23 protein-coding genes and 1 tRNA gene are annotated in these 24,555 nt (G+C 71.1%); 16 read left to right on the top strand and 8 right to left on the bottom strand.

The annotated features are described in order from the left end of the window. Window positions 1-7: 7 nt before the first annotated feature. The 3 genes from OG788_RS20340 to OG788_RS20330 all read left to right on the top strand — a co-directional run bounded on the left by OG788_RS20340 (window position 8) and on the right by OG788_RS20330 (window position 2,310). Complete coding sequence (locus OG788_RS20340; RefSeq protein ID WP_406376799.1) at window positions 8-670, top strand: GNAT family N-acetyltransferase; 663 nt, start codon at window positions 8-10, stop codon at window positions 668-670. Between the two features lie 173 nt (window positions 671-843). Further along, window positions 844-2,139 carry a gephyrin-like molybdotransferase receptor GlpR gene (gene glpR, locus OG788_RS20335; RefSeq protein WP_406372545.1) on the top strand — a complete coding sequence of 432 codons (1,296 nt, stop codon included), beginning with the start codon at window positions 844-846 and terminating at the stop codon, window positions 2,137-2,139. Window positions 2,140-2,236: 97 nt separating this feature from the next. Next, window positions 2,237-2,310, top strand: a tRNA-Ala gene (locus tag OG788_RS20330). 250 nt (window positions 2,311-2,560) lie between these two features. Here OG788_RS20330 and OG788_RS20325 read toward each other — a convergent pair. Next, a complete protein-coding gene (locus OG788_RS20325; RefSeq protein WP_356755152.1) occupies window positions 2,561-3,037 on the bottom strand; it encodes a GNAT family N-acetyltransferase in 477 nt (158 codons plus the stop codon). A 73-nt stretch (window positions 3,038-3,110) separates the two neighbouring features. On the opposite strand from OG788_RS20325, the gene OG788_RS20320 reads away from it, so the two are divergent. Continuing rightward, the gene (locus OG788_RS20320) at window positions 3,111-3,959 is read left to right on the top strand and encodes an exodeoxyribonuclease III (protein WP_406376798.1); all 849 of its coding nucleotides are present in this window, start codon (window positions 3,111-3,113) and stop codon (window positions 3,957-3,959) included. A gap of 59 nt (window positions 3,960-4,018) precedes the next feature. On the opposite strand, the gene OG788_RS20315 is transcribed toward OG788_RS20320, so the two are convergent. The 3 genes from OG788_RS20315 to OG788_RS20305 form a co-directional block, all read right to left on the bottom strand. Then, window positions 4,019-4,528: a zinc ribbon domain-containing protein gene (locus OG788_RS20315; protein ID WP_406372543.1), complete on the bottom strand. Its 510-nt coding sequence runs from the start codon at window positions 4,526-4,528 to the stop codon at window positions 4,019-4,021. Further along, a complete protein-coding gene (locus tag OG788_RS20310; RefSeq protein WP_406376797.1) occupies window positions 4,528-4,959 on the bottom strand; it encodes a recombinase family protein in 432 nt (143 codons plus the stop codon). Before OG788_RS20310 ends, OG788_RS20315 begins: the two co-directional genes overlap by 1 nt. Window positions 4,960-5,285: 326 nt before the next feature. Then, the gene (locus OG788_RS20305; protein WP_406376796.1) at window positions 5,286-5,912 is read right to left on the bottom strand and encodes a MerR family transcriptional regulator; all 627 of its coding nucleotides are present in this window, start codon (window positions 5,910-5,912) and stop codon (window positions 5,286-5,288) included. Between the two features lie 305 nt (window positions 5,913-6,217). Here OG788_RS20305 and OG788_RS20300 point away from each other — a divergent pair, with 305 nt between their 5' ends. The 4 genes from OG788_RS20300 (at window position 6,218) to OG788_RS20285 (ending at window position 9,947) form a co-directional block, all read left to right on the top strand. After that, on the top strand, window positions 6,218-7,762 hold the full coding sequence (locus OG788_RS20300; RefSeq protein ID WP_406372541.1) for a flavin-containing monooxygenase: 1,545 nt from the start codon (window positions 6,218-6,220) through the stop codon (window positions 7,760-7,762). Beyond that, the gene (locus OG788_RS20295) at window positions 7,759-8,721 is read left to right on the top strand and encodes an alpha/beta fold hydrolase (RefSeq protein ID WP_406372540.1); all 963 of its coding nucleotides are present in this window, start codon (window positions 7,759-7,761) and stop codon (window positions 8,719-8,721) included. The genes OG788_RS20300 and OG788_RS20295 overlap by 4 nt, the downstream gene beginning before the upstream one ends. Continuing rightward, complete coding sequence (locus OG788_RS20290) at window positions 8,718-9,602, top strand: SDR family oxidoreductase (RefSeq protein ID WP_351547697.1); 885 nt, start codon at window positions 8,718-8,720, stop codon at window positions 9,600-9,602. The genes OG788_RS20295 and OG788_RS20290 overlap by 4 nt, the downstream gene beginning before the upstream one ends. Before the next feature lie 153 nt (window positions 9,603-9,755). Beyond that, window positions 9,756-9,947: a hypothetical protein gene (locus OG788_RS20285; protein WP_351547695.1), complete on the top strand. Its 192-nt coding sequence runs from the start codon at window positions 9,756-9,758 to the stop codon at window positions 9,945-9,947. Window positions 9,948-10,313: 366 nt separating this feature from the next. On the opposite strand, the gene OG788_RS20280 is transcribed toward OG788_RS20285, so the two are convergent. Then, window positions 10,314-13,805 carry a S41 family peptidase gene (locus OG788_RS20280; RefSeq protein WP_406372538.1) on the bottom strand — a complete coding sequence of 1,164 codons (3,492 nt, stop codon included), beginning with the start codon at window positions 13,803-13,805 and terminating at the stop codon, window positions 10,314-10,316. 387 nt (window positions 13,806-14,192) lie between these two features. Here OG788_RS20280 and OG788_RS20275 point away from each other — a divergent pair, with 387 nt between their 5' ends. Further along, window positions 14,193-14,783, top strand: coding sequence for a TetR/AcrR family transcriptional regulator (locus OG788_RS20275; RefSeq protein ID WP_385702535.1), 591 nt, complete (start codon window positions 14,193-14,195; stop codon window positions 14,781-14,783). Between the two features lie 146 nt (window positions 14,784-14,929). Next, window positions 14,930-17,146, top strand: coding sequence for an MMPL family transporter (locus tag OG788_RS20270; RefSeq protein ID WP_406372536.1), 2,217 nt, complete (start codon window positions 14,930-14,932; stop codon window positions 17,144-17,146). 67 nt (window positions 17,147-17,213) lie between these two features. On the opposite strand, the gene OG788_RS20265 is transcribed toward OG788_RS20270, so the two are convergent. Next, window positions 17,214-17,570, bottom strand: coding sequence for an SsgA family sporulation/cell division regulator (locus OG788_RS20265; RefSeq protein WP_406372534.1), 357 nt, complete (start codon window positions 17,568-17,570; stop codon window positions 17,214-17,216). A gap of 342 nt (window positions 17,571-17,912) precedes the next feature. On the opposite strand from OG788_RS20265, the gene OG788_RS20260 reads away from it, so the two are divergent. The 6 genes from OG788_RS20260 to OG788_RS20235 all read left to right on the top strand — a co-directional run bounded on the left by OG788_RS20260 (window position 17,913) and on the right by OG788_RS20235 (window position 22,882). Continuing rightward, complete coding sequence (locus tag OG788_RS20260; protein ID WP_406372532.1) at window positions 17,913-18,965, top strand: energy-coupling factor ABC transporter permease; 1,053 nt, start codon at window positions 17,913-17,915, stop codon at window positions 18,963-18,965. Window position 18,966: 1 nt separating this feature from the next. Next, window positions 18,967-19,728 carry a cobalt ECF transporter T component CbiQ gene (gene cbiQ, locus OG788_RS20255; protein ID WP_406372530.1) on the top strand — a complete coding sequence of 254 codons (762 nt, stop codon included), beginning with the start codon at window positions 18,967-18,969 and terminating at the stop codon, window positions 19,726-19,728. A gap of 59 nt (window positions 19,729-19,787) precedes the next feature. Beyond that, window positions 19,788-20,582, top strand: coding sequence for an energy-coupling factor ABC transporter ATP-binding protein (locus OG788_RS20250; protein WP_406372529.1), 795 nt, complete (start codon window positions 19,788-19,790; stop codon window positions 20,580-20,582). Beyond that, a complete protein-coding gene (locus tag OG788_RS20245; RefSeq protein WP_356461647.1) occupies window positions 20,579-21,052 on the top strand; it encodes a MarR family transcriptional regulator in 474 nt (157 codons plus the stop codon). The genes OG788_RS20250 and OG788_RS20245 overlap by 4 nt, the downstream gene beginning before the upstream one ends. A 188-nt stretch (window positions 21,053-21,240) precedes the next feature. Next, complete coding sequence (locus OG788_RS20240) at window positions 21,241-21,645, top strand: organic hydroperoxide resistance protein (RefSeq protein ID WP_351547738.1); 405 nt, start codon at window positions 21,241-21,243, stop codon at window positions 21,643-21,645. Window positions 21,646-21,721: 76 nt separating this feature from the next. After that, window positions 21,722-22,882, top strand: a complete 1,161-nt coding sequence (locus tag OG788_RS20235; protein WP_406372527.1) for a serine hydrolase domain-containing protein — start codon at window positions 21,722-21,724, stop codon at window positions 22,880-22,882. Window positions 22,883-23,162: 280 nt separating this feature from the next. On the opposite strand, the gene OG788_RS20230 is transcribed toward OG788_RS20235, so the two are convergent. Continuing rightward, complete coding sequence (locus OG788_RS20230; RefSeq protein ID WP_406372525.1) at window positions 23,163-24,008, bottom strand: EamA family transporter; 846 nt, start codon at window positions 24,006-24,008, stop codon at window positions 23,163-23,165. Then, entirely contained in the window at window positions 24,005-24,535 is a 531-nt protein-coding gene (locus tag OG788_RS20225) for a YbaK/EbsC family protein (protein ID WP_406372523.1), read from the bottom strand. The genes OG788_RS20230 and OG788_RS20225 overlap by 4 nt, the downstream gene beginning before the upstream one ends. Window positions 24,536-24,555 lie beyond the last annotated feature (20 nt).

Genomic DNA, 24,555 nt, shown 5'->3' with positions numbered 1-24,555 from the left:
GGTCGAGCTGGTGGACGGCGACGTCGTCCTCCGGCCGATAAGGCTGCGCGACCAGCGGGCCTGGCGTGAGGTGAACCGGCGCAACCGCGACTGGCTGCGCCCGTGGGAGGCGACCATCCCGCCCCCGACGCCGAGCGGCCCGATCGCGCACCGGCCGACGTACCGGCAGATGGTCCGGCACCTGCGTGCCGAGGCCAACGCGGGCCGGATGCTGCCCTTCGTGATCGAGTACCAGGGGCGGCTGGTCGGCCAGTTGACCGTGGCCGGGATCACCTGGGGCTCGATGTGCTCCGGGCACGTCGGCTACTGGGTGGACCAGTCGGTGGCGGGCCGCGGAGTGATGCCGACGGCCGTGGCGCTGGTGAGCGATCACTGCTTCCGGACCGTCGGACTGCACCGCATCGAAGTCTGTATTCGCCCCGAGAACGGACCCAGCCGCAGGGTCGTGGAGAAACTCGGATTCCGCGAGGAAGGGCTTCGTCCGCGCTATCTCCACATCGACGGTGCCTGGCGGGACCATCTCGTCTTCGCGCTCACCGCGGAGGAAGTGCCCGAAGGGCTGCTCACGCGCTGGCGCCGGGCGCGCGCGGCACAGACCCGTTCGGAGCAGGTGGGATCGGAGCAGGCCGGCCCGCAGAACCCGGGCAAGCCGGGGAACACCGGAAAATGAAATAGGTGTTCGAAAATGATCGGCGGGCGATCGCCTGGGGACATTAAATTCGCGCTCCGGGCGGCCTGCTGATCGCATCGGTCACAAAAAAAGCTCGAAATATCAGCCGGATCGTGCGACACACCGGCGCAATTGGCAGATGGCCTCACGCAAACCCCTCTACCGTGTGAGGCGTGAGCAGCAGCGGCCTCATCTACGCAGTCATCGTCGGGGCCTGGGCCGCCTACTTGGTGCCGATGTGGCTCCGTAGGCAGGACGAGCTGAACGAAGCCCGTCCGACGGAACGCTTCAGCACCGCCATCCGGCTGCTTTCCGGACGGGCGGGCATGGAGCGTCGATACGCCAAGGACCTGCGCGCGCGCTCCGCCGAGGAGGGGGAGCCCAGCGCCGACCCGGACGGCGTCACCGATTCGGTGGACGTCCGGGCCTTCGCCGTGCCTCCGACCCGGCCCCAGGCGACCGCCCAGCACCGTCCGGTCGTCCAGGAGCGGGTGCAGGAGCGGGTTCAGGTGCCGGATCCGGTCCAGGCGGAGCGGAAACCGGGCGCGAGGGCGGCCGGCAGGGAGAGCGGCACGTACGAGACCTCGGGCGCCGCCCGGTCCGTACCGCAGCAGCCGGGACCGTCCGCGCCGAGACCCTCGGTCAAGCCCGCGTACCAGCAGCCCGCGTCGTCCACGGCCGGGCGCGCCCCGGGCGCACGCCGGGCACCCTCGGCGGAGGCTGCAGCGCGTGCCCGGCGTATGAAGGCGCTCGCGCGCCGCCGGCGCACGACGGTCCTGCTCTTCCTCGCCTTCACCCTCGGCGCGATCGTGGCGGCGGTCGGCGGCCTCGCGTTCCTCTGGGCGCCGGGCGTACCGGCCGTGATGCTGAGCTCGTACATCGTGTACCTGCGCGCCCAGGAGCGACGGCGCTTCACCTACACCATGGACCGGCGCCGGGCCGAGGCCGCGGCGCAGCGGCTCCGGGAGCGGCAGCCCCGCAGGCGGGCGGCCGTCGACCCAGGGGCGGACGAAGCGGAGGACGGCCCAGCGTCCGACACCGGTACCGGTCTCTCGGCGCTCGCGGCCGACCGCCGTGCCCTCGTCGAGCAGACCGACCACGCCGAATGGGTCGACCAGCAGCGCGAGCGTCAGCGCGGCCCCGGCCAGGGGGACAGCTGGGACCCGGTGCCGGTTCCCCTGCCGACCTATGTGACCGCGCCGGTCGCGCCCCGGGCGACGTCCAGTGTCGATCTGGGGGCGCCGGACGCGTGGAGCTCCGCGCGGTCCAGCGCGGTCGAGCCGAGCGCGCCCGAGGCGGAGGCGGTGGCCGAGGACCCCTCCGACGCCTGTGACGGCGAGGAGGCCGCGGACGACAGCCGCAGCGACGCGCGGCGGGCCGCGTCCGCGCGACGCGCTCGCGAGCGTGGCCGTACGCCGTTGTTCGACCAGTACGACGACGGGGATCGGCCGCGCGCGGCCAACGAGTGACGGGTGGGACGACGGGTGCTCGCGAGGGGCTGGCTGACCAGCCCGGAACGGATTTCCAAGCACCTCGATCGGGATGCTAGAGTTTCACTCGTTGCAAGGGCCTGTGGCGCAGTCTGGTAGCGCACCTCGTTCGCATCGAGGGGGTCTGGGGTTCAAATCCCCACAGGTCCACCGCAGCCAAGAGGCCCGTTCCCAGCAGTGGGAGCGGGCCTCTTGCCATGTCCTGGAAGCCGACGGTGGCAACTCCCGTCGGTGGCCCGGAGCCTGGCACCCCGCTTCGGTCGGCGCCCGACGGCGAGGCCGGGCCTCCCGCCTCAACGCGGAACCTCGGCGGGACATTCAGAAGCGGTCGGGTCGTGCTCGTAGGGCGGGGCCTCCGGCGTCGGCGTCGTGAGCGCGCCGGATGACACCGCCCGGAGGACTAGAGGGCCTTGGCGTAGCAGAGGCTCAGTTCGTGGAAGCGGTAGTAGCCGAATTTGACGCACGGCTCGTAGCCGCTCGACGTGTAGAGGGCGACCGCCTCGGGCTGCTTCGTGCCGGTCTCCAGGACCATGCGGACGCGGCCGGCCGCGCGGGCGTCGTCCTCCAGCGCGGCCAGGATGCGCCGGGCGAGGCCGAGGCCGCGTGCCTCGGGGATCACGTACATGCGCTTGAGCTCGGCGTCGCCGTCCGAGTAGCCCTCGTCGTTCTCGTCCTGGGTGCGCCAGCCGCCCGTGGCCACCGGGCGGTCCCGCTCGTCGTACGCGATCAGGTACAGGCCGAGCGGCGGGGCGAACATCCTCGCGTCCAGGTGCGTGGCGTCGCCGTCGTCCTCGTAGCGCTCGGCGTATTCGGCCTGAACCTGGTCGTTGAGCTTCACGGCGTCGGGGTGGTCGAAGGGGACCGGGCGGATATGCATGCGAAGTACCGTACATCTATGCGTCGGGTTGGTATCGGTGTCCGTGACCAGAGCTGCGGTCGTGCTGCTCGTGATGATCGAGTTCGGGTCGGCGGTACCGATTAAGTATCGTGCCCGAGTGCTGACTGTGACCTCTGTGAATGTGAACGGGCTCCGGGCCGCCGCGAAGAAGGGCTTCGTGGAATGGCTCGCGGAGACCTCCGCGGACGTGTTGTGCCTCCAGGAGGTGCGGGCCGAGCCCGCGCAGCTCTCCGAGGAGGTGCGCGCCCCCGAGGGGTGGCACGTCGTGCACGCCCCCGCCGCCGCCAAGGGGCGCGCGGGTGTGTCCCTTTACACACGCCGCGAGCCCGACCGCGTCCGGATCGGCTTCGGGTCCGAGGAGTTCGACTCCGCCGGTCGGTACGTCGAGGCGGACCTGCCCGGTGTCACCGTCGCGAGCCTCTACCTGCCCTCGGGCGAGGTCGGGACCGAGCGGCAGGACGAGAAGGTCCGGTTCATGGGGGAGTTCCTCGCGTATCTGAAGGGGCTCAGGGAGCGGGCCGCCGCCGACGGGCGCGAGGTCGTCGTCTGCGGCGACTGGAACATCGCCCACCAGGAGGCCGACCTCAAGAACTGGCGCGCCAACAGGAAGAACTCCGGCTTCCTGCCCGAGGAGCGGGAGTGGCTGGGCCGGGTCCTGGACGCGGGTGACGGCGGCTACGTCGACGTCGTGCGCGCGCTGCACCCGGATGCCGAGGGGCCGTACTCGTGGTGGTCGTACCGGGGGCGGGCCTTCGACAACGATTCGGGATGGAGGATCGACCTCGCCGTCGCGACTCCTGGGCTCGCCCGGCGTGCGGTCAAGGGGTATGTGGAGCGGGCCGCCAGCCATGAGGAGCGCTGGTCGGACCATGCTCCTGTCACCGTGGTCTTCGAAGCCTGATCCGCCCCGGCCTGGTGTGGCGTGCCGTCACGATCGCGTGAGGCACGCCACGTCGGTGCTCAGTCGCCTCGTAGTACGCCGGGAACCCCCAGGGTGAAGGCGAGCCGCGAGGTGTCCGGACCTGTCAGGCGTGCGGGGCCGCCTCCGGAGCGCCCTTGTGTGACAGTGACGCGGGCAGCGCTGCCGAGAAGGCGTTCCCGGGTTACCTCAGCCTCCGAGGGGACGGCCTCGCGGTAGCGAGCGACTGTGTACTCCTCGAGCCAGTCGGAGCGAATGGCGGCGGCGGAGAAGCACACGTCGCCTCGGGCGGAGGCACGACACGCATAGTCACCGTGCGGGTAGCCCTTCCGTGCGGCGAAATACATGCGCCCTCCACAGCCCGCGCAGTGCACCACCCCGGTGAGCAGCGGGGTGGCAGTTCGGCGCTTGGACCGTGTTCCGTTGGAGCGCGAGAGCAAGAGCTCTTGCAGGGTGGTGAATTCGTCCTCGGTGAGCAACGGAGCTCCGATGAGTACGGGTGCGCCCTTGTCGTCACGAACGGTCTGCGTTCGGTGTACGCGGTGGCCCATCAGTGACGGGCTGCGCAACACTTTGGACAGCGTTCCGGATGTCCAGCGGAAGCGCTCGAAGTCCCGTCCGTGGCGTCGGCATCCATGCAGAGGCGGATCGTGCCGCTGTCTGCCTGTGGGTGCAGCGTGAGTGGACGATCCGGCTCGGGCATTCCGAAGACCAGCGTTCGGTCGTGCTGCCGACCCCAAGCGATCAACTCGACCATGTGTGCCACGGAACGTACGGCCCGGTCCACACGGGACCGCATGACGGCGGTGTACTCATGTGGGCGCCGTAGCCAGGGTGACAGGCAGGGCCTGTCGAACGGGGACGTCTTACGGGCGGAGACCCCGAAGTCCGAGGCTTCACCGATCAAGGTGAAGCCGAGTTGCTCGGCGCACAGCTGGATTGTGGCGCGTTGTCGGCCGGGTGCAGTGGTCGCACCGGTCATGTGGCTGAGGCGCAGCGCGGCCAGGGCTCCCGGTTGCTTGGTGTTAGGCCAAGCCGGCGGAGCTTGTGGGGATCTAGGCTTGGGCATGTTGGCACTCCTCGACAGTGTCGGCCGTGCCCCGGGACTGGTAGGACAGTCGCCGGGGTTTCTTCGGTCTCACTGTCGGGCTACGAACGCGCGTCTGCCTGTCATTGATCGGAAAGTACTTCGATGGGGTGAACGTCGTGTGGAGTGAGGCTCCGCTGCCGTCAATCGTTCGGGGTGTGTTGCCGTGGGCATGCCAGCCACGGATCGCTACCCATGCCCTGAATCCGCCGTACGGTCGTCTAGGCCCGGTGCTCCCGGAGCCGGCGGTCCAGCGCCATCGACAGTTCCGCCTCCACCACGCTCTTCGCGAGGGGGCGCAGGCGTTGGAGGTCCTCGGGCGGGCGGTCCTCGGTGAGGACGAGGGTGGTGAAGAGCTCGGCCAGCGCGTCGGTGTGTTCCCGTACGCGGCGCGCGGCCGTCAGGACGTCCGCGAGCGGTATGCCCTCGCGGACCAGGGCGGCCGAGACGTCGAGCAGGCGGCGGCTGACGTGGACGATCTCGCCGCCGTCCGTGCCGAGATAGCCGAGGTCGAGCGCGGCGGCGAGGTTCTCCGGGGTGGCCTGGCCCGCGAAGACGTCGGCGAGTTCCTCGGGGGAGAGGCGGACCGGGGTCTCCTCGGTGGGCTCGCCCAGTCCGAGCAGTTCGCCCACGTCACGGCCGTGGTCGAAGGCCTCGGCCAGTTCGGCGATGCCGTTGAGGGTGTGGCCGCGTTCCAGCAGCGCCGAGATGGTGCGCAGGCGTGCCAGGTGGGTGTCGTCGTACCAGGCGATACGGCCCTCGCGCCGGGGCGGCGGGATGAGCTTGCGCTCCCGGTAGAAACGCAGGGTGCGCACGGTGATGCCGGCCTCCTCGGCCAGTTCCTCCATGCGGTACTCGCGCCTGCCGGGCTCCGGCGTGGACCGGGCGGCGCTCGTGAGCGGGCCGGGGCCGGACTCCCGGGCTCCACGCGGCCGCGCGTCCGTCCGGCGCGTGCCGGACTCTCGCGTCTCCGCGCTCCGTGCTCGCGCCTCCGCGCCCCGCTTTCCTGATCCCTCGGCCACCTGCGCACCCTACGTCGTACCCCCGGTAACTTTCCCGGACGCGACCCCTACCCATCGGTACGAAGCTGCTCTACTCTCCCGATTGTGCCAGTGTTCACTGGCAGAGTCGCGCGGACCAGGGAGGCGTCGGGATGACCGAGCACGAGCATGTACGGGTGGCGGTGATCGGGTCCGGGTTCGGCGGGCTGGGGGCCGCTGTGCGGCTGCGCCGCGAAGGGATCACCGACTTCGTCGTCCTGGAACGGGCCGGCAGTGTGGGCGGCACCTGGCGCGACAACAGCTACCCCGGGTGCGCCTGTGACGTCCCGTCGCACCTGTACTCGTTCTCGTTCGCGCCCAACCCCGAATGGCCGCGCACCTTCTCCGGGCAGGAGCACATCCGCGCGTACCTGGAGCACGTGGCGGACGTCTTCCGGCTGCGGCCCCATCTGCGGTTCGACTCCGAGGTCAAGATGATGACCTGGGACGCGGAGAAGCTGCGCTGGGGGATCGAGACGAGCAGCGGGTACCTGACGGCGGATGTCGTGGTGTCCGCGACCGGGCCGCTCTCCGATCCCAAGATCCCGCAGATACCGGGGATCGACACCTTCACCGGCAAGGTGTTCCACTCGGCCCGCTGGGACCACGACTACGACCTGAAGGGCAAGCGGGTCGCCATGGTCGGCACCGGGGCCTCGGCCATTCAGATCGTCCCGGCGATCCAGCCGGACGTCGCCCGGCTGACCCTGTTCCAGCGCACCCCGCCGTGGGTGATGCCGCGGGTCGACCGGGCCATCACGGGTGTCGAGCGATGGCTGCACCGGCAGTTGCCGTTCACGACCCAGGCCAGGCGCGGACTGCTCTGGGGCATCCGGGAACTCCAGGTGCAGGCGTTCACCAAGCGGCCCGACGAACTCGGCCTGGTCGAGCGGCTCGCCAAGCGGAACATCTCCCGCGCCGTGAAGGACCCGGCGCTGCGGAAGAAGCTGACGCCGGACTACCGGATCGGCTGCAAGCGGATCCTGCTCTCGAACGCCTACTACCCGGCGATCACCCGGCCCAATGTGGACGTCGTGGCCTCCGGGCTCGCCGAGATCGACGGCTCCACGGTGGTCGCCGCCGACGGCACGCGGGCCGAGGTCGACGCGATCGTCTTCGGGACCGGCTTCCACGTCACCGACATGCCGATCGCCGAGCGGGTCGTCGGAGCGGACGGCAGGACGCTCGCGCAGGCGTGGGAGTCCGGCATGAAGTCGCTGCGCGGCGCCACCGCGGCGGGCTTCCCCAACTGGATGACGATCATCGGGCCCAACACCGGGCTCGGGAACTCGTCGATGATCCTGATGATCGAGTCCCAGCTGAACTACATGGCCGACTTCGTACGGCAGTTGGACGTCCTCGGGGGGCGTGCCGCGCTCGACGCGCGCCCCGCCGCCGTGGACGCCTGGAACCACCGGGTCCAGGAGCGCATGAAGCGCACGGTGTGGAACACCGGCGGCTGCACCAGCTGGTACCTCGACGCCAACGGCGTCAACACGACCGTATGGCCCGGTACGACGGCCGAGTTCCGGGGCGCCACGCGCCGTGTCGACCTGGCGGAGTACGACGTGCTGCGCGCGACGGAGCCCGTGCCCGGAGCCGCGCCCGGGCCGCGTGCCAAGAGCGCCCGCGCCAAGAAGGTGGAGGCAGGAGCGTGAGCCGGCTGACGCAGGAGGCACACGGGGCGTACGCGCCTCCCGTGCCGGCACTGGAACTGATCGCGCACTCCGCCGACGGAGCCCGGCTGCACGTCGAGGTGCACGGGCCCGAGGACGCGCCCGCCGTCGTGCTCGCGCACGGCTGGACCTGCTCGACCGCCTTCTGGGCGGCCCAGATACGGGACCTCGCCGCCGATCACCGGGTCGTCGCGTACGACCAGCGCGGGCACGGGCGCAGTCCCGCCAGTGACGCGTGCAGCACGGAAGCGCTCGCCGACGACCTGGAGGCGGTGCTCGCGGCCACGCTCGCGCCGGGCGAGAAGGCCGTGCTCGTAGGGCACTCCATGGGCGGGATGACGTTGATGGCGGCCTCGGCGCGGCCGCGGTTCAGGGAGCACGCGGCGGCGGCGCTGCTGTGCAGCACGGGCAGCACGGGGCTGGTCGCGGAGGCGCGCGTGCTTCCGTTGCGCGCCGGGCCGTTTCGGACGCGTGTCACCCAGGCCGTCCTCGGATCGCGCGCGCCGCTCGGGCCCGTCACACCGGTCGCCAAGCGGATCCTCAAGTACGCGACCATGGGCCCCGGTTCGTCTCCGGTGATGGTGGCGGCGTGCGCGCGGATCGTGCACGCCTGTCCGCGCACCGTGCGCCACGCCTGGTCGGCCGTGCTCGCCACGCTCGATCTGGAGCACAGCGTCCGGGAGTTGAGGGTGCCGACGGCGGTGATCGCGGGCACCGTGGACCGGTTGACACCCGTCGTGCACGCGCGTGCTCTGGTGGCGGGCCTGCCGAACTGTGTCGGCAGCACCGAGCTGCCAGGGGTCGGGCACATGACTCCGGTGGAGGCGCCGGAGCTGGTGAGCGCACGGATACGCGAACTCGTCTCCACGTACACGCAGACCGCCGAGGCGCCGACGGCCGGAGAAGGCCTGGCGGGCGCAGAGATCAAGGAGGGCGCATGAGCAAGGTGAGCCTGGAAGGACAGGTCGCGGTCGTCACGGGGGCGGCGCGCGGTGTCGGTGAACTCCTCGCGCGCAAGCTCTCCGCGCGCGGGGCGAAGGTCGCGCTGGTCGGACTCGAGGCGGACGCGCTGAAGCAGGTCTCCGAGCGGCTGCACAGCGAGAGCGACCACTGGTACGCCGACGTCACCGACCACGAGGCGATGGCACGGGTCGCCGAGGAGGTCAAGCAGCGGTTCGGCAAGGTGGACATCGTCGTCGCGAACGCCGGTGTCGCGAGCGGGGGGCCCTTCGTGGACTCCGACCCCGTCGCCTGGCGGCGGGTGATCGAGGTGAACCTGATCGGATCGGCCGTGACCGCGCGGGCGTTCCTGCCGGTGCTGATGGAGAGCCGCGGGTACCTGCTGCAGATCGCGTCGCTGGCCGCGATCACTCCGGCTCCCATGATGACGGCCTACTGCGCCTCCAAGTCCGGTGTGGAGGCGTACGCGCACAGCCTGCGCGCGGAGGTCGGCTACAAGGGCGTCCGCGTGGGCGTCGGCTATCTGTCGTGGACCGACACCGACATGGTGCGGGGCGCCGACCAGGACGAGGTGATGCGGGAACTGCGGCAGCGGCTGCCGTGGCCGTCCAACAAGACGTATCCGCTGGGGCCGGCCGTCGACCGGATCGTCGCCGGGATCGAGCGCCGCTCCAGCCATGTGTACGCGCAGTGGTGGCTGCGCGGGATGCAGGGCATCCGCGGGTATCTGCCCGGGATCATCGGGGCGGTCGGGCAGCGCGAGATGCGACGGTTCGAACCGCGCCTCGCCAGTGTGCGGACCGGGCTGGTCGGGGCCGGCGGGGCGGCCGACGAACAGGAGCGGAACCCGACGGCTCCGTGAGCCGCGCAGAGCGTCCCAGCAGCGGGTCTCACGGTGAGTGACTGATCGAAATGCGTGCTCTGTCCCTGCGTGTAAGTCTGGTCGAGGCCCGAAACCCCCTTACTCACAAGGGGGTCGGGGCCGAATCCCTCACCCACTACGGGAGTGAATCGCATGAGCATGCAGGACCAGTTCAAGGACAAGGCCGAGCAGCTGAAGCAGCAGGCCAAGAAGCAGAAGAAGACGGGCGAGCCGCGAGACAGGGCGAGCGAGCGTTCCCCGATGGGGCGTGACCGCACGATGCCCGAAGCGGACCGTGCTCAGCACGAGGCCCAGGACCGCTTCGACCAGGACTACGACGCCTGATCGTTTCGCCGGCTCGGCCTGAGTGGGGTGCCCTCTCCCAAGAGGGCACCCCACTCTTGCGTCTGCCAGTCTGCCGTCGGGCATCCTCTCCGGGAAGCCGGGAAGCCGGGAAGCCGGGAAGCCGGGAAGCCGGGAAGCCGGGAAGCCGGGAAGCCGGGAAGCCGGGAAGCCGGGAAGCCGGGAAGCCGGGAAGCCGGGAAGCCGGGAAGCCGGGAAGCCGGGAAGCCGGGAAGCCGGGAAGCCGGGAAGCCGGGAAGGAGCCCGGGAGCCGCGGGCACCGTTCGCCGGAGGGTTCGCCGGAGGCGGTGTCGGCCCGACCGGAGACGGCCGGAGGCGGCCGGCCGTCCTCAGGCGCTCTCGGGGTCGTCAGCCCGATCGCGGTGGCAGTTTCGGTCGCGTTCTGTCCGGCACGTTCGAGTGGTCCGGCGGGGACGCCGGGGGATGGGTGCGGAGCAGATCCAGGGACAGCTGGATGGCGTCGTCCAGCTGGGCGTGGCGGCCCTCCGCCCAGTCGAGGGGGGTGCGCAGGATCTCCAGGTCGGGGGCGACGCCGTGGTTCTCGACGGACCAGCCGTACGCGTCGAACCAGGCGGCATTCATGGGCACCGTGATGACCGTGCCGTCGCCGAGACGGTGGCGGCCGGTCATGCCGACGACGCCGCCCCAGGTGCGCTGCCCCACCACGGGGCCGAGCTTCAGCAGTTTGAAGGCGGCGGTGATCATGTCGCCGTCCGACGAGGTCGCCTCGTCGGCCAGCGCCACCACCGGGCCGCGCGGGGCGTTGGAGGCGTACGACACCGGCTGCGCGTCCCGGGTGAGGTCCCAGCCGAGAATCGTGCGGGTCAGCTTCTCGACGACCAGTTCGCTGATGTGGCCGCCCGCGTTGCCGCGCACGTCGACGATGAGGGCCGGTCGCGAGACCTCCATCCGCAGGTCGCGGTTGAACTGGGCCCAGCCCGAGCCGCCCATGTCCGGGATGTGCAGATAGCCGCAGTGGCCGCCGCTCAACTCCCTTACGACCTGGCGTCGTTTGGCCACCCAGTCCTGGTAGCGCAGGGGGCGTTCGTCGACCAGCGGGACCACCGCCACCCGGCGCGGGCGGCCCTCGCCCTCCGCCGGGGTGAAGGTGAGTTCCACCGTCGTGCCGCCCGCGCCCGCGAGCAGCGGATACGGGCCGGTGACCGGGTGCACCGGGCGCCCGTCGACATGGGTGAGGACCGCGCCCTCGCGGATGCCGGTGCCCGCCAGCGGTGAGCGCGCCTTGGAGTCGGACGAGTCGCCGGGAAGAATCCGCTTGAGCATCCAACGTCCGTCGCGGCATACGAAGTTGGCGCCCAGCAAGCCCTGCCAGCGCTGGTAGTGGGGCGGTCCCTCGTTGCGGCGCGCGGGGCTGACGTACGCGTGCGAGGTGCCCAGTTCGCCGAGGACCTCCCGCAGCAGGTCCGCGAACTCGTCGGGAGAGGCGACCCGTTCGACCAGGGGGCGGTACTGCTCCAGGATCGCGTCCCAGTCGATGCCGCACATGTTCGGGTCCCAGTAGTAGGCGCGGATGATGCGGCCGGCCTCGTCGTACGCCTGGCGCCATTCGGCGCGCGGGTCCACCTCGTGCAGGATGCGGCGCAGGTCGATCCAGACGGTCGAGTCGCTGTCGCCGGACTCGGTGGAGGGGACGGCGCGCAGATCGCCCTCGTCGACGACGACCAGCCGGGAACCGTCGCCGCTCACCGCGAACCAGTCCAGGTGGTCGACGAGTTCGGACTTCTTCGCCTTGGTGATGTTGAAGAACTCCAGGGTCGGACGGCCGGTCGTGTCGTCCGGGTTGGCGAACGTCTCGCCCAGCGCGCCGGAGATCGGCCAGCGCAGCCAGACCAGGCCGCCGCCCGAGACCGGGCGCAGCGCCGAGTACTTGGAGGCGGTGACAGGGAAGGGCGTCACCCGGCTCTCCAGGCCTTCGAGCTCGACGGTCGTCGTGCTGCCGTCGCCGGCTTCCTCCTCGACCGGGTCGAGGCCGCCGGCGGCGGGCCGCCCGTCCGGATTCAGCGCGAAGGGGGAAGGCGTGGCCGAGGACAGCGGGACGAGGTACGGACGGCAGCCGAGCGGGAAGGACAGGTCCCCGGTGTGCACGTCGTACACCGGGTCGAAGCCGCGCCAGGACAGGAAGGCCAGATAGCGGCCGTCCCGCGTGAACACCGGATTCTCGTCCTCGAAGCGGCCGTTGGTGACGTCCACGACGAGGCGGTCCTTTATGCGGGCCATCTTGATCTGCCGCAGGGAGCGTCCGATTCCGGGATGCGACCACGTCAGCCAGGCCCCGTCCGGGGAGAAGGCGAGGTCCGTCACCGGGCCGTTGATGGAGCGGATGAGCTCGATGACCTCGCCTTCCGCGGACTGCGCTCGGGAGGTGTCACGGGACTCAGTGCGGGAAGTGTCACCGGACTGCGCTCCGGAGGCGTCACCCGACTCCGCGTCGGAGGCGTCATCGGACTCGGTGCCGGAGGCGTCACCGGACCTCGCTCCGGAAGTCTCGCCGGACTCCGTGCCGGAGGTGTCGCCGGACTCCGTGTCCGAGTCGTCTTCGGACTCCGTGCCGGAGAGCTCGGCGGATTCCTCCGTCGCGTCGAGGAGGAGCAGCCGCCCGTCGTTCGAGGCGATGGCGAGGCGCTCGCCCCGCGGGTCCGCCACGAGTTCCTGTACGCGGCCCAGCGCGCCGGAGGCGAGGCGGCGCGGCGCGCGGTCGCCGGTCGCGCGCGGCAGGTAGGCGATCTCGACGGCGTCCTCGCCGTCCGCGTCGGTGACATAGGCGACCTGGCCGCCCGAGCCGAGCATCTCCGGGAGCCGGACCCGTACGCCCGGGGTGTCCGCGATGGTGCGCGCGGGACCGTCGCGGTGGGTGAGCCAGTACAGGCTGCCGCGTACGACGACGGCGCTGGCCCGGCCCGTCTCGTCCACGGAGATGCTGTCCACGTGCTGGGTGGCCGGCACCTGGTACGTACGCCGTCCGGCCCGCGGACCGCCCAGGCGGACGTCGAGGCGGCGCGGAACGGACTCGGGGGCCAGGTTGTCGACGATCCACAGGTCGCCCGCGCACTGGTAGACGACCCGGGTGCCGTCCGACGCGGCGTGCCGGGCGTAGAAGGCGTCGTGGTCGGTGTGACGGCGCAGGTCGGAGCCGTCGTACGCGCACGAGTAGAGGTTCCCGATGCCCTCGTGGTCGGAGAGGAACGCGATCCGGCCGCCGACGAACATCGGGCAGGCGAGGTGGCCTTCGAGGTCGGCGACCAGTTGCCGGCCGTGCAGCCACAGACGGCCCATGGCCCCGCCCCGGTACCGCTTCCAGGCGGCCGGTTCGTGCGGCGGGGTGCCGGTGAGCAGCAGGGTCCTGCGCTCGCCGTCGATGTCGGCGACGCCGATGTCCGAGACCGGGCCCCAGGGGAGCTTGCGGCCGGGGTCGCCGTCGGTGGGGACGCTGTAGGCCCAGGTGAAGTACGAGAAGGGCTGGCCGTGCGAGGCGACGGCGAGGATGTCGCCGTCGGGGGACCAGCCGCAGACCTGGGTGTCCGCGCTGCCCCAGTAGGTGAGCCGCCGGCCCGATCCGCCGTCCACCGGCGTCAGATGGATCTCGGGGACGAAACTGCGCCAGCTCGTGTACGCGATGTGCCGGCCGTCGGGGGAGAAGCGGGGGTGGCCGACCTTCGTGCGGTCGACGGTGAGCCGCCAGGCGCGCCCCCGGCCGTCGAGCGGGGCCAGCCACAGGTCGTCCTCGGTGACGAAGCACAACCGGTCGCCGCTCAGGTGCGGGAAACGCAGATAGCCGGGGGAGTTCTCGTTCGTGGTCGCCTTCTCGTACTCGTCGCTCACCTCCCCATGCTTTTCCGCTGGACGAGCCCCGGCAACTCGTGGAACCGGGGGCGCGTTGCGGGATGTGGGTGCGGTCGGTGGTGCGGGAGGTGTGCGCGGGGCGCGTTCACGACCGGATGCGCCCCTCGTCCGCCGCCTCCCCACGCCCCATCTCCGCGCCCCTCCCGCCCTCCCCGCGCCCCATTTCCACGGCCCCCGCCTTCCCGCGCCCCTTCTCCATCTCCGCACCCCCGACTCCCGTCCCCCCTTGCCACCTCACCCCGCCCCGTCGTCGCCCACGACCGACGTGATTCAGCACACGTACGAAACGGTTTCGTTTCGTTGACGTCGGGGGTATCTTCAGAGACATACGAATCCGTGTCGTTCGAAGCAGGAAAGGTGAGTGGGATGGCTGAAGCCGCAACGGTGCGTCGCAGTCGGATCACACCCGAGCGTGAGGCCGAGCTGTACACGGCCGTGCTCGACCTGCTTCGGGAAGTCGGCTACGACGCCCTCACGATGGACGCCGTAGCCGCCCGTACCCGTTCCAGCAAGGCCACCCTCTACCGCCAGTGGGGCGGCAAGGCCGAGCTCGTCGTGAAAGCGCTGCGGCATCAGAAGCCGCTGAAGTTCTCCGACGTGGACACCGGGAGCCTGCGGGGCGACTTCCTGGCCCTCGCCCTCCGGCAGGACGACTGTCAGATGGAGCAGGACTCCGCGCTGATGCGGGGTCTGGCCATGGCGGCGCACGGGAATCCGGATCTGCTGAAGGCGTTCCGGGAGTGGCTGATCGAGCCGGAACTGGAAGAGCTGCGCCGGGTGCTCCAGCGCGGTGTCGAACGCGGTGAGATCCGCGCGGACAATCCGGCGACGCAGTACGTGATGCACATGCTCATCGGTGCCTTCGCGGCTCGCACGATGATCGACGAACTCCCGCCGACGCAGGCCTTCCTGCATTCGTACATCGACGCCGTGGTCCTCCCCGCTCTCGGCGCCTGAATCCCACCCCTTCGCCCTTCACCTCTGCAAGTCGCTGTAGTCGCACCTGACGCGCCGCTCACGTCGTCGGGCTGATCCCCCCTGCCCCCACTCGGGTGATCACACCAGCCCCTGCCATCCCACGACCTGACCGGGAGTACGCCCTCGTGGCCACGTTCCTCTACAAACTCGGCCGACTCGCCTTCCGGCGACGGCACTTCGCCGCCCTGATATGGGTGGCCCTGCTGACACTCGCAGGCGTCGGCGCCGCCTCCGCGCCCGTCGCCGGATCGTCCTCCTTCTCGATCCCCGGCACCGAGGCCCAGAAGGCCTTCGACCTGCTGGAGAGCCGCTTCCCCGGTATGAGCGCCGACGGAGCGACCGCGCGTGTCGTCTTCAAGGCGCCCGCCGGCGAGAAGATGGCGGACAAGGACAACAAGGCGACGGTCGAGAAGGCCGTCAAGGTCCTCGGTACCGGCTCCGAGGTCACCTCGGTCGCCGACCCGTTCAAGACCCACGCCGTGAGCAAGGACGGGTCGGTCGCCTATGCCTCGGTGAAGTACGAGGTCTCCGGCATGGAGCTGAAGGACGCCTCGAAGGACGCCTTGAACGCCGCCGCGCAGGACGCGCGGAAGGCCGGACTGACCGTCGAGGTCGGCGGTGACGCGCTCCAGGCGACACCCGAGACCGGTTCCACCGAGGTCATCGGCATCGCGATCGCCGCGGTCGTCCTCGTCATCACCTTCGGTTCCCTGATCGCGGCCGGACTGCCGCTGCTGACCGCGCTGATCGGCGTCGGCATCGGCGTCTCGACGATCACCGCGCTCGCCAGCGCGCTCGACCTCGGCTCCACCACCTCCACCCTCGCGATGATGATCGGCCTCGCGGTCGGCATCGACTACGCCCTGTTCATCGTCTCCCGGTACCGGGCCGAGCTGGCCGAGGGCCGCGAACGCGAGGAAGCGGCCGGCCGGGCCGTCGGCACGGCGGGCTCGGCGGTGGTCTTCGCCGGACTGACCGTCGTGATCGCGCTGGTCGGTCTCTCGGTCGTCAACATCCCGATGCTGACGAAGATGGGTGTCGCGGCTGCGGGCACGGTCGCCATCGCCGTCCTCATCGCGCTGACGATGATCCCCGCGCTGCTCGGATACGCGGGCCGCAGGGTCCAGCCGGCCGGCAAGAAGAGCAGGCTCCTCGGCGGCGGCCGTGCCGCCAAGAAGGAGGGCAAGCCCAACATGGGCACCCGCTGGGCGAGCTTCGTCGTCCGCCGCCCGCTCGCCGTGCTGCTGCTCGGCGTGGTCGGCCTCGGCGCGGCCGCGATCCCGGCGGCCTCGCTCGAACTGGGCCTGCCCGACGACGGTTCACAGCCGACGTCCACCACGCAGCGCCGCGCCTACGACCTGCTCTCCGACGGCTTCGGGCCCGGCTTCAACGGTCCGCTGATGGTCGTGGTCGACGCCAAGGCGAGCGACGACCCGAAGGGCGCCGTCGCCCGGGTGACCGACGACGTGAAGGACCTCAAGAGCGTCGTCTCGGTCAGCCCGGCGACGTACAACAAGGCCGGCGACACCGCGATGATCACGGTGATCCCCGACGCGAAGCCGTCCTCCGTCACGACCGAGGACCTGGTCCACTCCATCCGTGACGCGGGCGGCGAGATCAGGGCCGACACGGACTCGACGGTTCTGGTCACCGGCTCCACGGCCATGAACATCGACTTCTCGCAGAAGCTCAACGACGCGCTGATCCCGTATCTCGCGCTCGTGGTCGGCCTCGCGTTCCTGCTGCTGATCGTGGTGTTCCGCTCGATCCTCGTCCCGCTGAAGGCGGCCCTCGGCTTCCTGCTCAGCGTGATGGCGGCGCTCGGCGCGGTGGTCGCGGTCTTCCAGTGGGGCTGGCTGGCCGGCCTGATGGGCGTCGAGGAGACCGGCCCGATCATGTCGATGATGCCGATCTTCATGGTGGGCGTCGTCTTCGGTCTGGCCATGGACTACGAGGTGTTCCTCGTGACGCGCATGCGCGAGGCCTACGTCCACGGGGAGAAGCCCGGCCAGGCGATCGTGACCGGGTTCAAGCACGGCGCACGGGTCGTCACGGCGGCCGCGGTCATCATGATCGCCGTCTTCTCCGGGTTCATCGGCTCCAGCGAGTCGATGATCAAGATGATCGGCTTCGGTCTCGCGATCGCCGTGTTCTTCGACGCGTTCGTCGTGCGGATGGCGCTCGTCCCGGCGGTGCTCGCGCTGCTGGGCAAGAAGGCCTGGTGGCTGCCGAGGTGGCTGGACCGCGCGCTGCCGAACGTGGATGTCGAGGGCGAGGGCCTGCGCGCCCTCGACGAGAAGCCGCGTGACGGTGACGACGACCGGGAACTGGCCCGCGTCTGAGTTCGGGACCGCGCGAGGTCTCACCGGTGAGACCTCGCCGATCACTCGGCGAGGTGCCGACGGGCAGTCAGTGAGCCACCGGGGTGGCGGCCGTGTACGTACGGCGGAGAAAGCGCATGAGCGCCTTCGTGTCGAGCTGCACGACCGCCACCCCTTGCGCGGAGTGGAACTCGAGGACGGCCTGGACGCGGCCGCACGGCCAGATGCGGACGTCGCCGCTGCTCACGGGGACGCGCAGGCCCTGTTCGAGGAGTTCGCGGTCGAAGACCCACTCGTGGGGACCGGGCAGCGTGATGTGCACCTGGCGGGGGTCGGCCCCCGGGTCGTACCGGAGGGCCACCGGGACGGCCCGGTGTTCGTCGTCGGCGGAGTCGGCGGTGTCGGTGACGATATGGGCGCGTGCGTACTGTTCGACAGCATGCATGAACCGACTCCTTACGCTGTGTCACATATGTGGAAGCTGTGAATCCGTCACTATTCCAATGTCGCACATCTCACGGAAACCGCTCTCCGGCCGCCCGTGACCATCCCCTTCTAGAACGCCTGCCCGGTCACGGCGCGCGCATGTGTGCGCCGGCGGTCACATCCGATCCGCGGGGCGGATCATGGTGACGGACGTCGTGCGAGCGGGCCGTTCCCGCGGTCCCGTCCGCCGTCACGCCTGCCGCGCCGGGCGTGAACTGCTCGCGGGCTCACGCCTGTCGTGGGCTATTCGTGGGCTCATCGCTCTTGCAAGTCATTCGCAACAAGGCACTATCATCGAACGGTGCATGTGCCTGACGGATTCATCAACGCCCCGGTCTCCGCCGTCACGGGAGTGGTCGCCGCCGGCGCCATCGCCGTGAGTCTGCGGGGTGCCCGCCGCGAACTCGACGAGCGGACCGCGCCGCTCGCCGGCCTGGTCGCCGCCTTCATCTTCGCCGTGCAGATGCTGAACTTCCCGGTCGCCGCCGGGACCAGCGGACATCTGCTCGGCGGCGCGCTGGCCGCGATTCTCGTCGGACCCTTCACCGGTGTCCTCTGCGTCTCCGTGGTCCTGCTCATGCAGGGCATCCTCTTCGCGGACGGCGGCCTCACCGCGCTCGGCGTGAACATCACCGACATGGCGATCGTCACCACCGTCGTCTCGTACGCCCTCTTCCGCGGCCTGGTGAAGGTGCTGCCCCGCAAGCGGCGTTCGGTCACCGTCGCGGCCTTCGTCGCCGCGCTGCTGTCCGTTCCGGCCGCCGCCCTCGCCTTCACCTTCCTCTACGCCATCGGCGGCACCACCGACGTCGCGATCTCCAAGGTCGCCACGGCCATGATCGGCGTCCATGTCCTCATCGGCATCGGCGAGGCCGCGATCACCGCGCTCACCGTCGGCGCCGTCATCGCCGTACGGCCCGATCTCGTGTACGGCGCCCGCGGCCTCCAGCAGCGGCTCAAGCTGCGGGTGAACGGGGAGCTCGTCGACGCCCCCACGGCCGCCGCCCCCGTCGCCGCCCGCTCCTCGCACCGCACGGTGTGGATCACCGGCCTGGTCACCTCCCTGGTCCTCGCCGGATTCGTCAGCTTCTACGCGTCCGCCGACCCCGACGGCCTGGAGAAGGTCGCCAAGGACAAGGGCATCGACGCGAAGGCCGAGAAGCACGCAACGGAGGACTCCTCGCCGCTCGCCGGATACGGAGTCAAGGACATCTCCGACGCCCGTGTCTCCGGTGGTCTCGCGGGGGTGATCGGCGTCGGCGTCACCGTCGTCGCGGGCACCGGTGTCTTCTGGGCGCTCCGCAGGCGGCGTACGGCCGACGCGTCACCCGCATCGCTGCCCGAGGGAGTCTGAGGTGGGCGCCGGCCACGCCCACAAGCTGTACCGGCACGGGCACTCGCCGGTCCACGCCCTCCCGCCGCACACCAAACTCGCCGCCGCCTTCGGCTTCGTGCTGGTGGTCGTCTCCACCCCGCGCGAGGCGATGTGGGCGTTCGCGCTGTACGCCGCGCTGCTCGCGGTGGTGGCCCGCCAGGCCCGTGTACCGGCGGGCTTCCTCCTGAAGCGGCTGCTGATCGAGATCCCGTTCGTGGCGTTCGCGGTGCTGATGCCGTTCGTGGCGGAGGGCGAGCGGGTGGACGTGCTGGGACTGTCCCTGAGCGTCAACGGCCTGTGGGGCGCCTGGAACGTCCTCGCCAAGGGCACCCTCGGCGTCGCCGCCTCCGTCCTCCTCGCCTCCACGACCGAACTGCGGGAACTGCTCCTCGGCCTGCAACGGCTGAAGCTCCCGCCGCTCCTGGTGCAGATCGCCTCCTTCATGATCCGGTACGGCGATGTCATCACCGGCGAGATGCGGCGCATGCGGATCGCGCGGGAGTCGCGCGGCTTCGAGGCGAGCGGCGTGCGGCACTGGGGAGTGCTCGCCAAGTCGGCGGGCGCGCTGTTCATCCGCTCCTACGAACGCGGGGAACGCGTGCATCTCGCCATGGTGAGCCGGGGGTACGCCGGTTCCATGCCCGTCATCGACGAGGTGACCGCGTCCCGGGCGCAGTGGTCGTACGCCCTCGCCCTTCCGTTCGCCGCCTTTGTCGTATGTCTGTTGGGATGGATGCTGTGATGTCTGCCGGTACACCTGGGGGGACGGCTGTGGAGAGCGCTGAGGGGATGCACGGGCGGATGACCGAGGACAGGTCCGGCGGGACGCCCGGGGGGACGCACGCCGTGCCCGCTTCGCTGGAGGTCTCCGGCCTCGCCTTCGCCTACCCCGACGGGCACCAGGCCCTGTTCGGCGTCGACTTCACCATCGGACGCGGCGAGCGCGTCGCGCTGCTCGGCCCGAACGGCGCCGGAAAGACCACCCTCGTCCTGCACCTCAACGGCATCCTGACCGGCGGCGCCGGGACGGTGACGGTCGCCGGACTCCCGGTCGGCAAGCGGCACATGGCCGAGATCCGGCGCAAGGTCGGCATCGTGTTCCAGGACCCGGACGACCAGCTGTTCATGCCGTCCGTGCGGGAGGACGTCGCCTTCGGTCCCGCCGCCGCGGGGCTGAAGGGTGACGCGCTGGAGGAACGCGTCCGTACGGCTCTGGAGCGCGTCGGCATGGAGGCCTTCGCCGACCGCCCGCCGCACCACCTGTCCTTCGGGCAGCGGCGTCGCGTCGCCGTGGCGACGGTGCTGGCGATGGAGCCCGAGATCCTCGTCCTCGACGAACCCTCCTCCAACCTCGACCCCGCCTCCCGGCGCGAACTCGCCGACATCCTGCGCTCGTTGGACGTCACCGTCCTCATGGTCACCCATGACCTGCCGTACGCCCTCGAACTGTGCCCGCGCTCCCTCGTCCTGAGCGACGGTGTGATCGTGGCCGACGGCCGCACCGGCGACCTCCTGTCCGACGACGAGCTCATGCGCACCCACCGTCTGGAGCTGCCCTTCGGGTTCGACCCGCGCTCCGTGACAATGGGGGCGTGACCAAACAAGAGGACGTCGGGCCGCCGGACGGTTCGCTGCTGCTCGACGACCAGTTGTGCTTCGCGCTGTACGCCGCCCAGCGGGCCGTGACCGCCGCGTACCGCCCGCTGCTGGAGGAGCTCGGCCTCACCTATCCGCAGTACCTCGTCCTGCTGGTCCTCTGGGAGCGGGGCGAGACCACGGTCAAGGAACTGGCCGGTGCCCTCCACCTCGACTACGGCACGATGTCTCCGCTGCTCAAGCGGCTGGAGTCGGCGGGGCTGGTGCGCCGCGAGCGCTCGGCGCACGACGAACGCTCCGTGCGCGTCGCCCTCACCGGGCGCGGCGAACTGCTGAGGGAGCGCGCGGAGGAGGTGCCGCAGGCCCTGCTGACGGCGACCGGTATGAGCGGCGCCGACGTCACGCGCCTGCGCGAGGAGCTCCGGCTGCTGACGGAGCGTGCGGAGGGTGCGGCGGCCCGGGGCCGCTGACCCCCCGCCGGGGGCTTCGGTGCCTCGGCCCGCCGGCTGTCCGCGGTTTCCGCCCCCCTGGGCATTCCGGGTTCCATACCGGCCAGTACCTTGTGCACGATGTACTTGTGCACTTCTGTGTTGTCCACCCAGGGGGAGGTACTGCCGTGATCGACGGCGCCGTTGTCGACACCCGTCCGACGAAGATCATGTATGTCGCCGAGGCCACCGCGCACGGCGGCCGGGACGGCTTTGTGACCAGTCAGGACGGGCAGCTCGAACTGAAGGTCGCGATGCCACCGGCGCTCGGCGGCGACGGGAACGGCACGAACCCGGAGCAGCTGTTCGCGGCCGGGTACAGCGCCTGCTTCCACAACGCGCTGGTGCTGGTGGGCCGTCGCGCCGGGTACGACCTCTCCGGTTCCACGGTCGCGGCGAAGGTCGGGATCGGCCCCAACAAGCAGCGTGGCTACGGACTGGCGGTGGCCCTGAGCATCTCGCTCCCCGTCGTCGACCAGGAGGTGGCGACCAAGCTCGTGGACGCGGCACACGAGGTCTGCCCGTACTCGAACGCCACCCGCGGCAACATCGAGGTCACGATCGTGCTGGGCTAGGAACCCTAGGAATCGAAGGCCGCGGACGCGTGTTGCACTCAGTGTTGGCAGTGGTGAGGCGACAGGGAGCGCGGGCGTGGACGTGAACGGCACAGTGGCCGAGGGCTTCGAGCCGGTCAGGGAGGCGTTCGCGGGCAACTTCGCGGCGCTGGGGGACCGGGGCGCCGCCGTCACCGTGTACCGCGACGGGCGCAAGGTCGTCGACCTGTGGGGCGGCACCCGCGACGTCGACGGCACCGAGCCCTGGCAGCGCGGCACCGCGCAGATCGTGCGCTCCGCGACGAAGGGCGTCGCCGCCGCCGTACTCCTGATGCTCGCGCAGCGCGGCCACCTCGACCTGGACGCGCCGGTCGGCGCCCACTGGCCCGAGTACAAGGCGCGCGGCAAGGAGCACACGCGGGTGCGGCACGTGCTCGCGCACCGGGCCGGAGTGCCCGTCCTCGACCGTCCGCTCACCCCCGCCGAGGCCGCCGACCTCGACCTCGCGGCCGCCGCGGTGGCCGCGCAGACGCCGGTGTGGGAGCCCGGGGCCGAGCACGGGTACCACGCGCAGACGTACAGCTGGCTGACCGGCGAGCTGGTCCGGCGGGTGACCGGGCGCACCATCGGCCGGTGGATCGCGGACGAGATCGCCCGGCCGCTGGACCTGGACCTGTGGGTCGGGCTTCCGGAGGCGGTGGCCGGCCGGGTGGGGCGGGTCGCACAGGTCGAGGCGCTGTCGACGCCCGGCGGTCTGAAGACCCGTCCGAAGCGGGCGGTCTCCGAGGCCTACGCCGACCCCGACAGTCTCACCCGCCGCGCTTTCGCCGCGATCACCCCGATGCCCGACGAGAACGATCCCGGCTACCGCGCGGCCGTCCTGCCCGCCTCGAACGGCATCGCCACGGCCGACGGCCTCGCCCGCTTCTACGCCGCGCTGATCGGGGAGGTGGACGGCGTAAGACTGTTCACGCCGGAGACGGTGGCGGCCGCGCGGGCGGAACGGTCCGCGGGACCCGACCGGGTCCTGGTCGTCAACACCCGGTTCGGTCTCGGCTACATGCTCCACGGCGGGGCGTCGCCCCTGCTCTCTCCGGGCTCCTTCGGCCACCCCGGCCGTGGCGGCGCCCTCGGCTTCGCCGACCCCGAGTCGGGCATCGCCTTCGGATACGTCACCAACGGCTTCCGCACGAGCGTGACGGCGGACGCGCGGGCGCAGGCGCTGGTACGGGCGGTACGGACGGCCGTCGACGCGTAGCCGTCCGACCGAGGACGAGCCGTACGACCGAGGACGCCTCTCCCCGGAGGAGAAGGGGGCGGGCTGCGGCTGCTCCCGATCCCCACCCGGGACGGCTTCCGGGACGCTTCCTGCACCCGCTCCCGGGGAGTGTCCTGGCCGCCGGCCGACCGCCGGCGCGGCCTCGACCGCGTCGGCAGGCTTCCCGCCCGGACCGGACCCGAGCCGGGCGGTGGTCTCGAAACCGGTGAACCGGCGGGCTCACGGCGGTCCACGGCGGCGCGCGCTCGCCGCGCGGCACCTACCCGGCGTGCAGCATCAGCCCGATCCCCACGACCAGGAGTCCCGCCGCCGCGATCCTGGGCGCTCCGAACCGTTCCTTGAAGAACACCGCCCCGATGGCGGCGCCCACGATGATCGAGGACTCTCGCAGGGCCGCGATCGGAGCCAGTTCGGCCCGTGTCTGGGCCCACAGCACCAGCCCGTAGGCCGAGACGGAGAGTGCCGCGCCGAGGAAGCCGACCGCGGCGAACGGCCTGAGCGCCGAGACGGTCTCACCGCGCCAGCGGTACAGCGCGTACGCCGGGATCACCACGCCCTCCATCGCCATCAGCCAGGCGATGTACCCGAGGGCGGAGCCGGACTCACGCACACCCAGGCCGTCGACCACGGTGTACGCGGCGATCGACACGCCCGTCGCGAGCGCGGCGCCGATCGCCGCCCAGTTGGGCCGACGGCCGCGCAGCCCCCACAGGGCGACACCCGTCAGCCCCGCGCAGGACAGCGCGACGCCGGAGGCCGCCCAGCCGTCGGGCACCTCGTGCGCGAAGACCGCCGCCAGCACGGTGACGACCAGCGGAGCGGTGCCCCGCGCGATCGGATAGGCCTGCCCGAAGTCGCCGAGCCGGAAGGAACGCATCAGCAGCACGTAGTACGCGATGTGGATGAGGGCCGAGGCGACGAGGTACGGCCAGGCCCCGGACGCGGGGAACGCCACGAACGGCACCATGACCAGGCCGATCAGCATGCCGCCGCCCGCGATCAGCGTGAAGCCGACGAGCTTGTCGGTGATGCGGTGCGCGATCGCGTTCCAGCTGGCGTGGGTGACCGCTGCGAGCAGCACCGCCGCGGTGACGAGCGGGGTCACGCGATGGGCTCGCGCACGTCCACCAGCGTGCCGCCCGCGTGGGCGATCAGGCTCTTCGGGTCCATCGGGAAGATGGTGAACGGGGTGCCCGCCGAGGTCCACACCGTGTCGTGGTCGAGCAGCGAACGGTCCACCAGGACACGGATCTTCGTCCGGTGCCCGAAGGGCGGTACGGCGCCGGTCGCGTACCCCGTCGACTCCCGCACGAGGTGTGCCCCGGCCCGGGTGATCTTCTCGGCGCCCAGCTCCCGCTGTACGAGCTCCATGTCGACCTGTGCCGAGCCGTCCAGCAGCACCAGCACCGGAACCCCGTCCGCCGCGAAGAACAGCGACTTGCAGATCTGGCTCAGCTCGCAGCCGATCGCGGCGGCGGCCTCGGCGGCGGTGCGGTTCGCGTCGGGGAAACGACGGACGCGCCCGGTCACCTCGCCGAGCCCCAGCTCCCGCAGGGCCTCGGCGAAACGGGGGTGAGGGGCGTTCTCGGCGGGGGGCTGCTCCTCGCCGGCGTTCTCATCGGTGGCGGTCATGAGAGGCACGCTAGCGGTCG

It is taken from the genome of Streptomyces sp. NBC_00647, from assembly GCF_045207245.1.
Taxonomy (GTDB): Bacteria; Actinomycetota; Actinomycetes; order Streptomycetales; family Streptomycetaceae; genus Streptomyces.
The sequence above is the reverse complement of the archived record's forward strand: the minus strand, read 5'-3'. Positions and strand labels throughout refer to the sequence as shown.

What these genes read in the sequence shown, in the direction of transcription:
- OG788_RS20325 (WP_356755152.1), bottom strand. Translation starts at nt 3,037, where the DNA reads ATGCATATCCGCCCGGTCCCCTTCGACCACCCCGACGCCGTGAAGCTC.
- OG788_RS20320 (WP_406376798.1), top strand. Translation starts at nt 3,111, where the DNA reads ATGATCGAGTTCGGGTCGGCGGTACCGATTAAGTATCGTGCCCGAGTG.
- OG788_RS20315 (WP_406372543.1), bottom strand. Translation starts at nt 4,528, where the DNA reads ATGGGCCACCGCGTACACCGAACGCAGACCGTTCGTGACGACAAGGGC.
- OG788_RS20310 (WP_406376797.1), bottom strand. Translation starts at nt 4,959, where the DNA reads ATGACCGGTGCGACCACTGCACCCGGCCGACAACGCGCCACAATCCAG.
- OG788_RS20305 (WP_406376796.1), bottom strand. Translation starts at nt 5,912, where the DNA reads ATGGAGGAACTGGCCGAGGAGGCCGGCATCACCGTGCGCACCCTGCGT.
- OG788_RS20300 (WP_406372541.1), top strand. Translation starts at nt 6,218, where the DNA reads ATGACCGAGCACGAGCATGTACGGGTGGCGGTGATCGGGTCCGGGTTC.
- OG788_RS20290 (WP_351547697.1), top strand. Translation starts at nt 8,718, where the DNA reads ATGAGCAAGGTGAGCCTGGAAGGACAGGTCGCGGTCGTCACGGGGGCG.
- OG788_RS20285 (WP_351547695.1), top strand. Translation starts at nt 9,756, where the DNA reads ATGAGCATGCAGGACCAGTTCAAGGACAAGGCCGAGCAGCTGAAGCAG.
- OG788_RS20275 (WP_385702535.1), top strand. Translation starts at nt 14,193, where the DNA reads ATGGCTGAAGCCGCAACGGTGCGTCGCAGTCGGATCACACCCGAGCGT.
- OG788_RS20265 (WP_406372534.1), bottom strand. Translation starts at nt 17,570, where the DNA reads ATGCATGCTGTCGAACAGTACGCACGCGCCCATATCGTCACCGACACC.
- OG788_RS20250 (WP_406372529.1), top strand. Translation starts at nt 19,788, where the DNA reads ATGACCGAGGACAGGTCCGGCGGGACGCCCGGGGGGACGCACGCCGTG.
- OG788_RS20240 (WP_351547738.1), top strand. Translation starts at nt 21,241, where the DNA reads ATGTATGTCGCCGAGGCCACCGCGCACGGCGGCCGGGACGGCTTTGTG.
- OG788_RS20225 (WP_406372523.1), bottom strand. Translation starts at nt 24,535, where the DNA reads ATGACCGCCACCGATGAGAACGCCGGCGAGGAGCAGCCCCCCGCCGAG.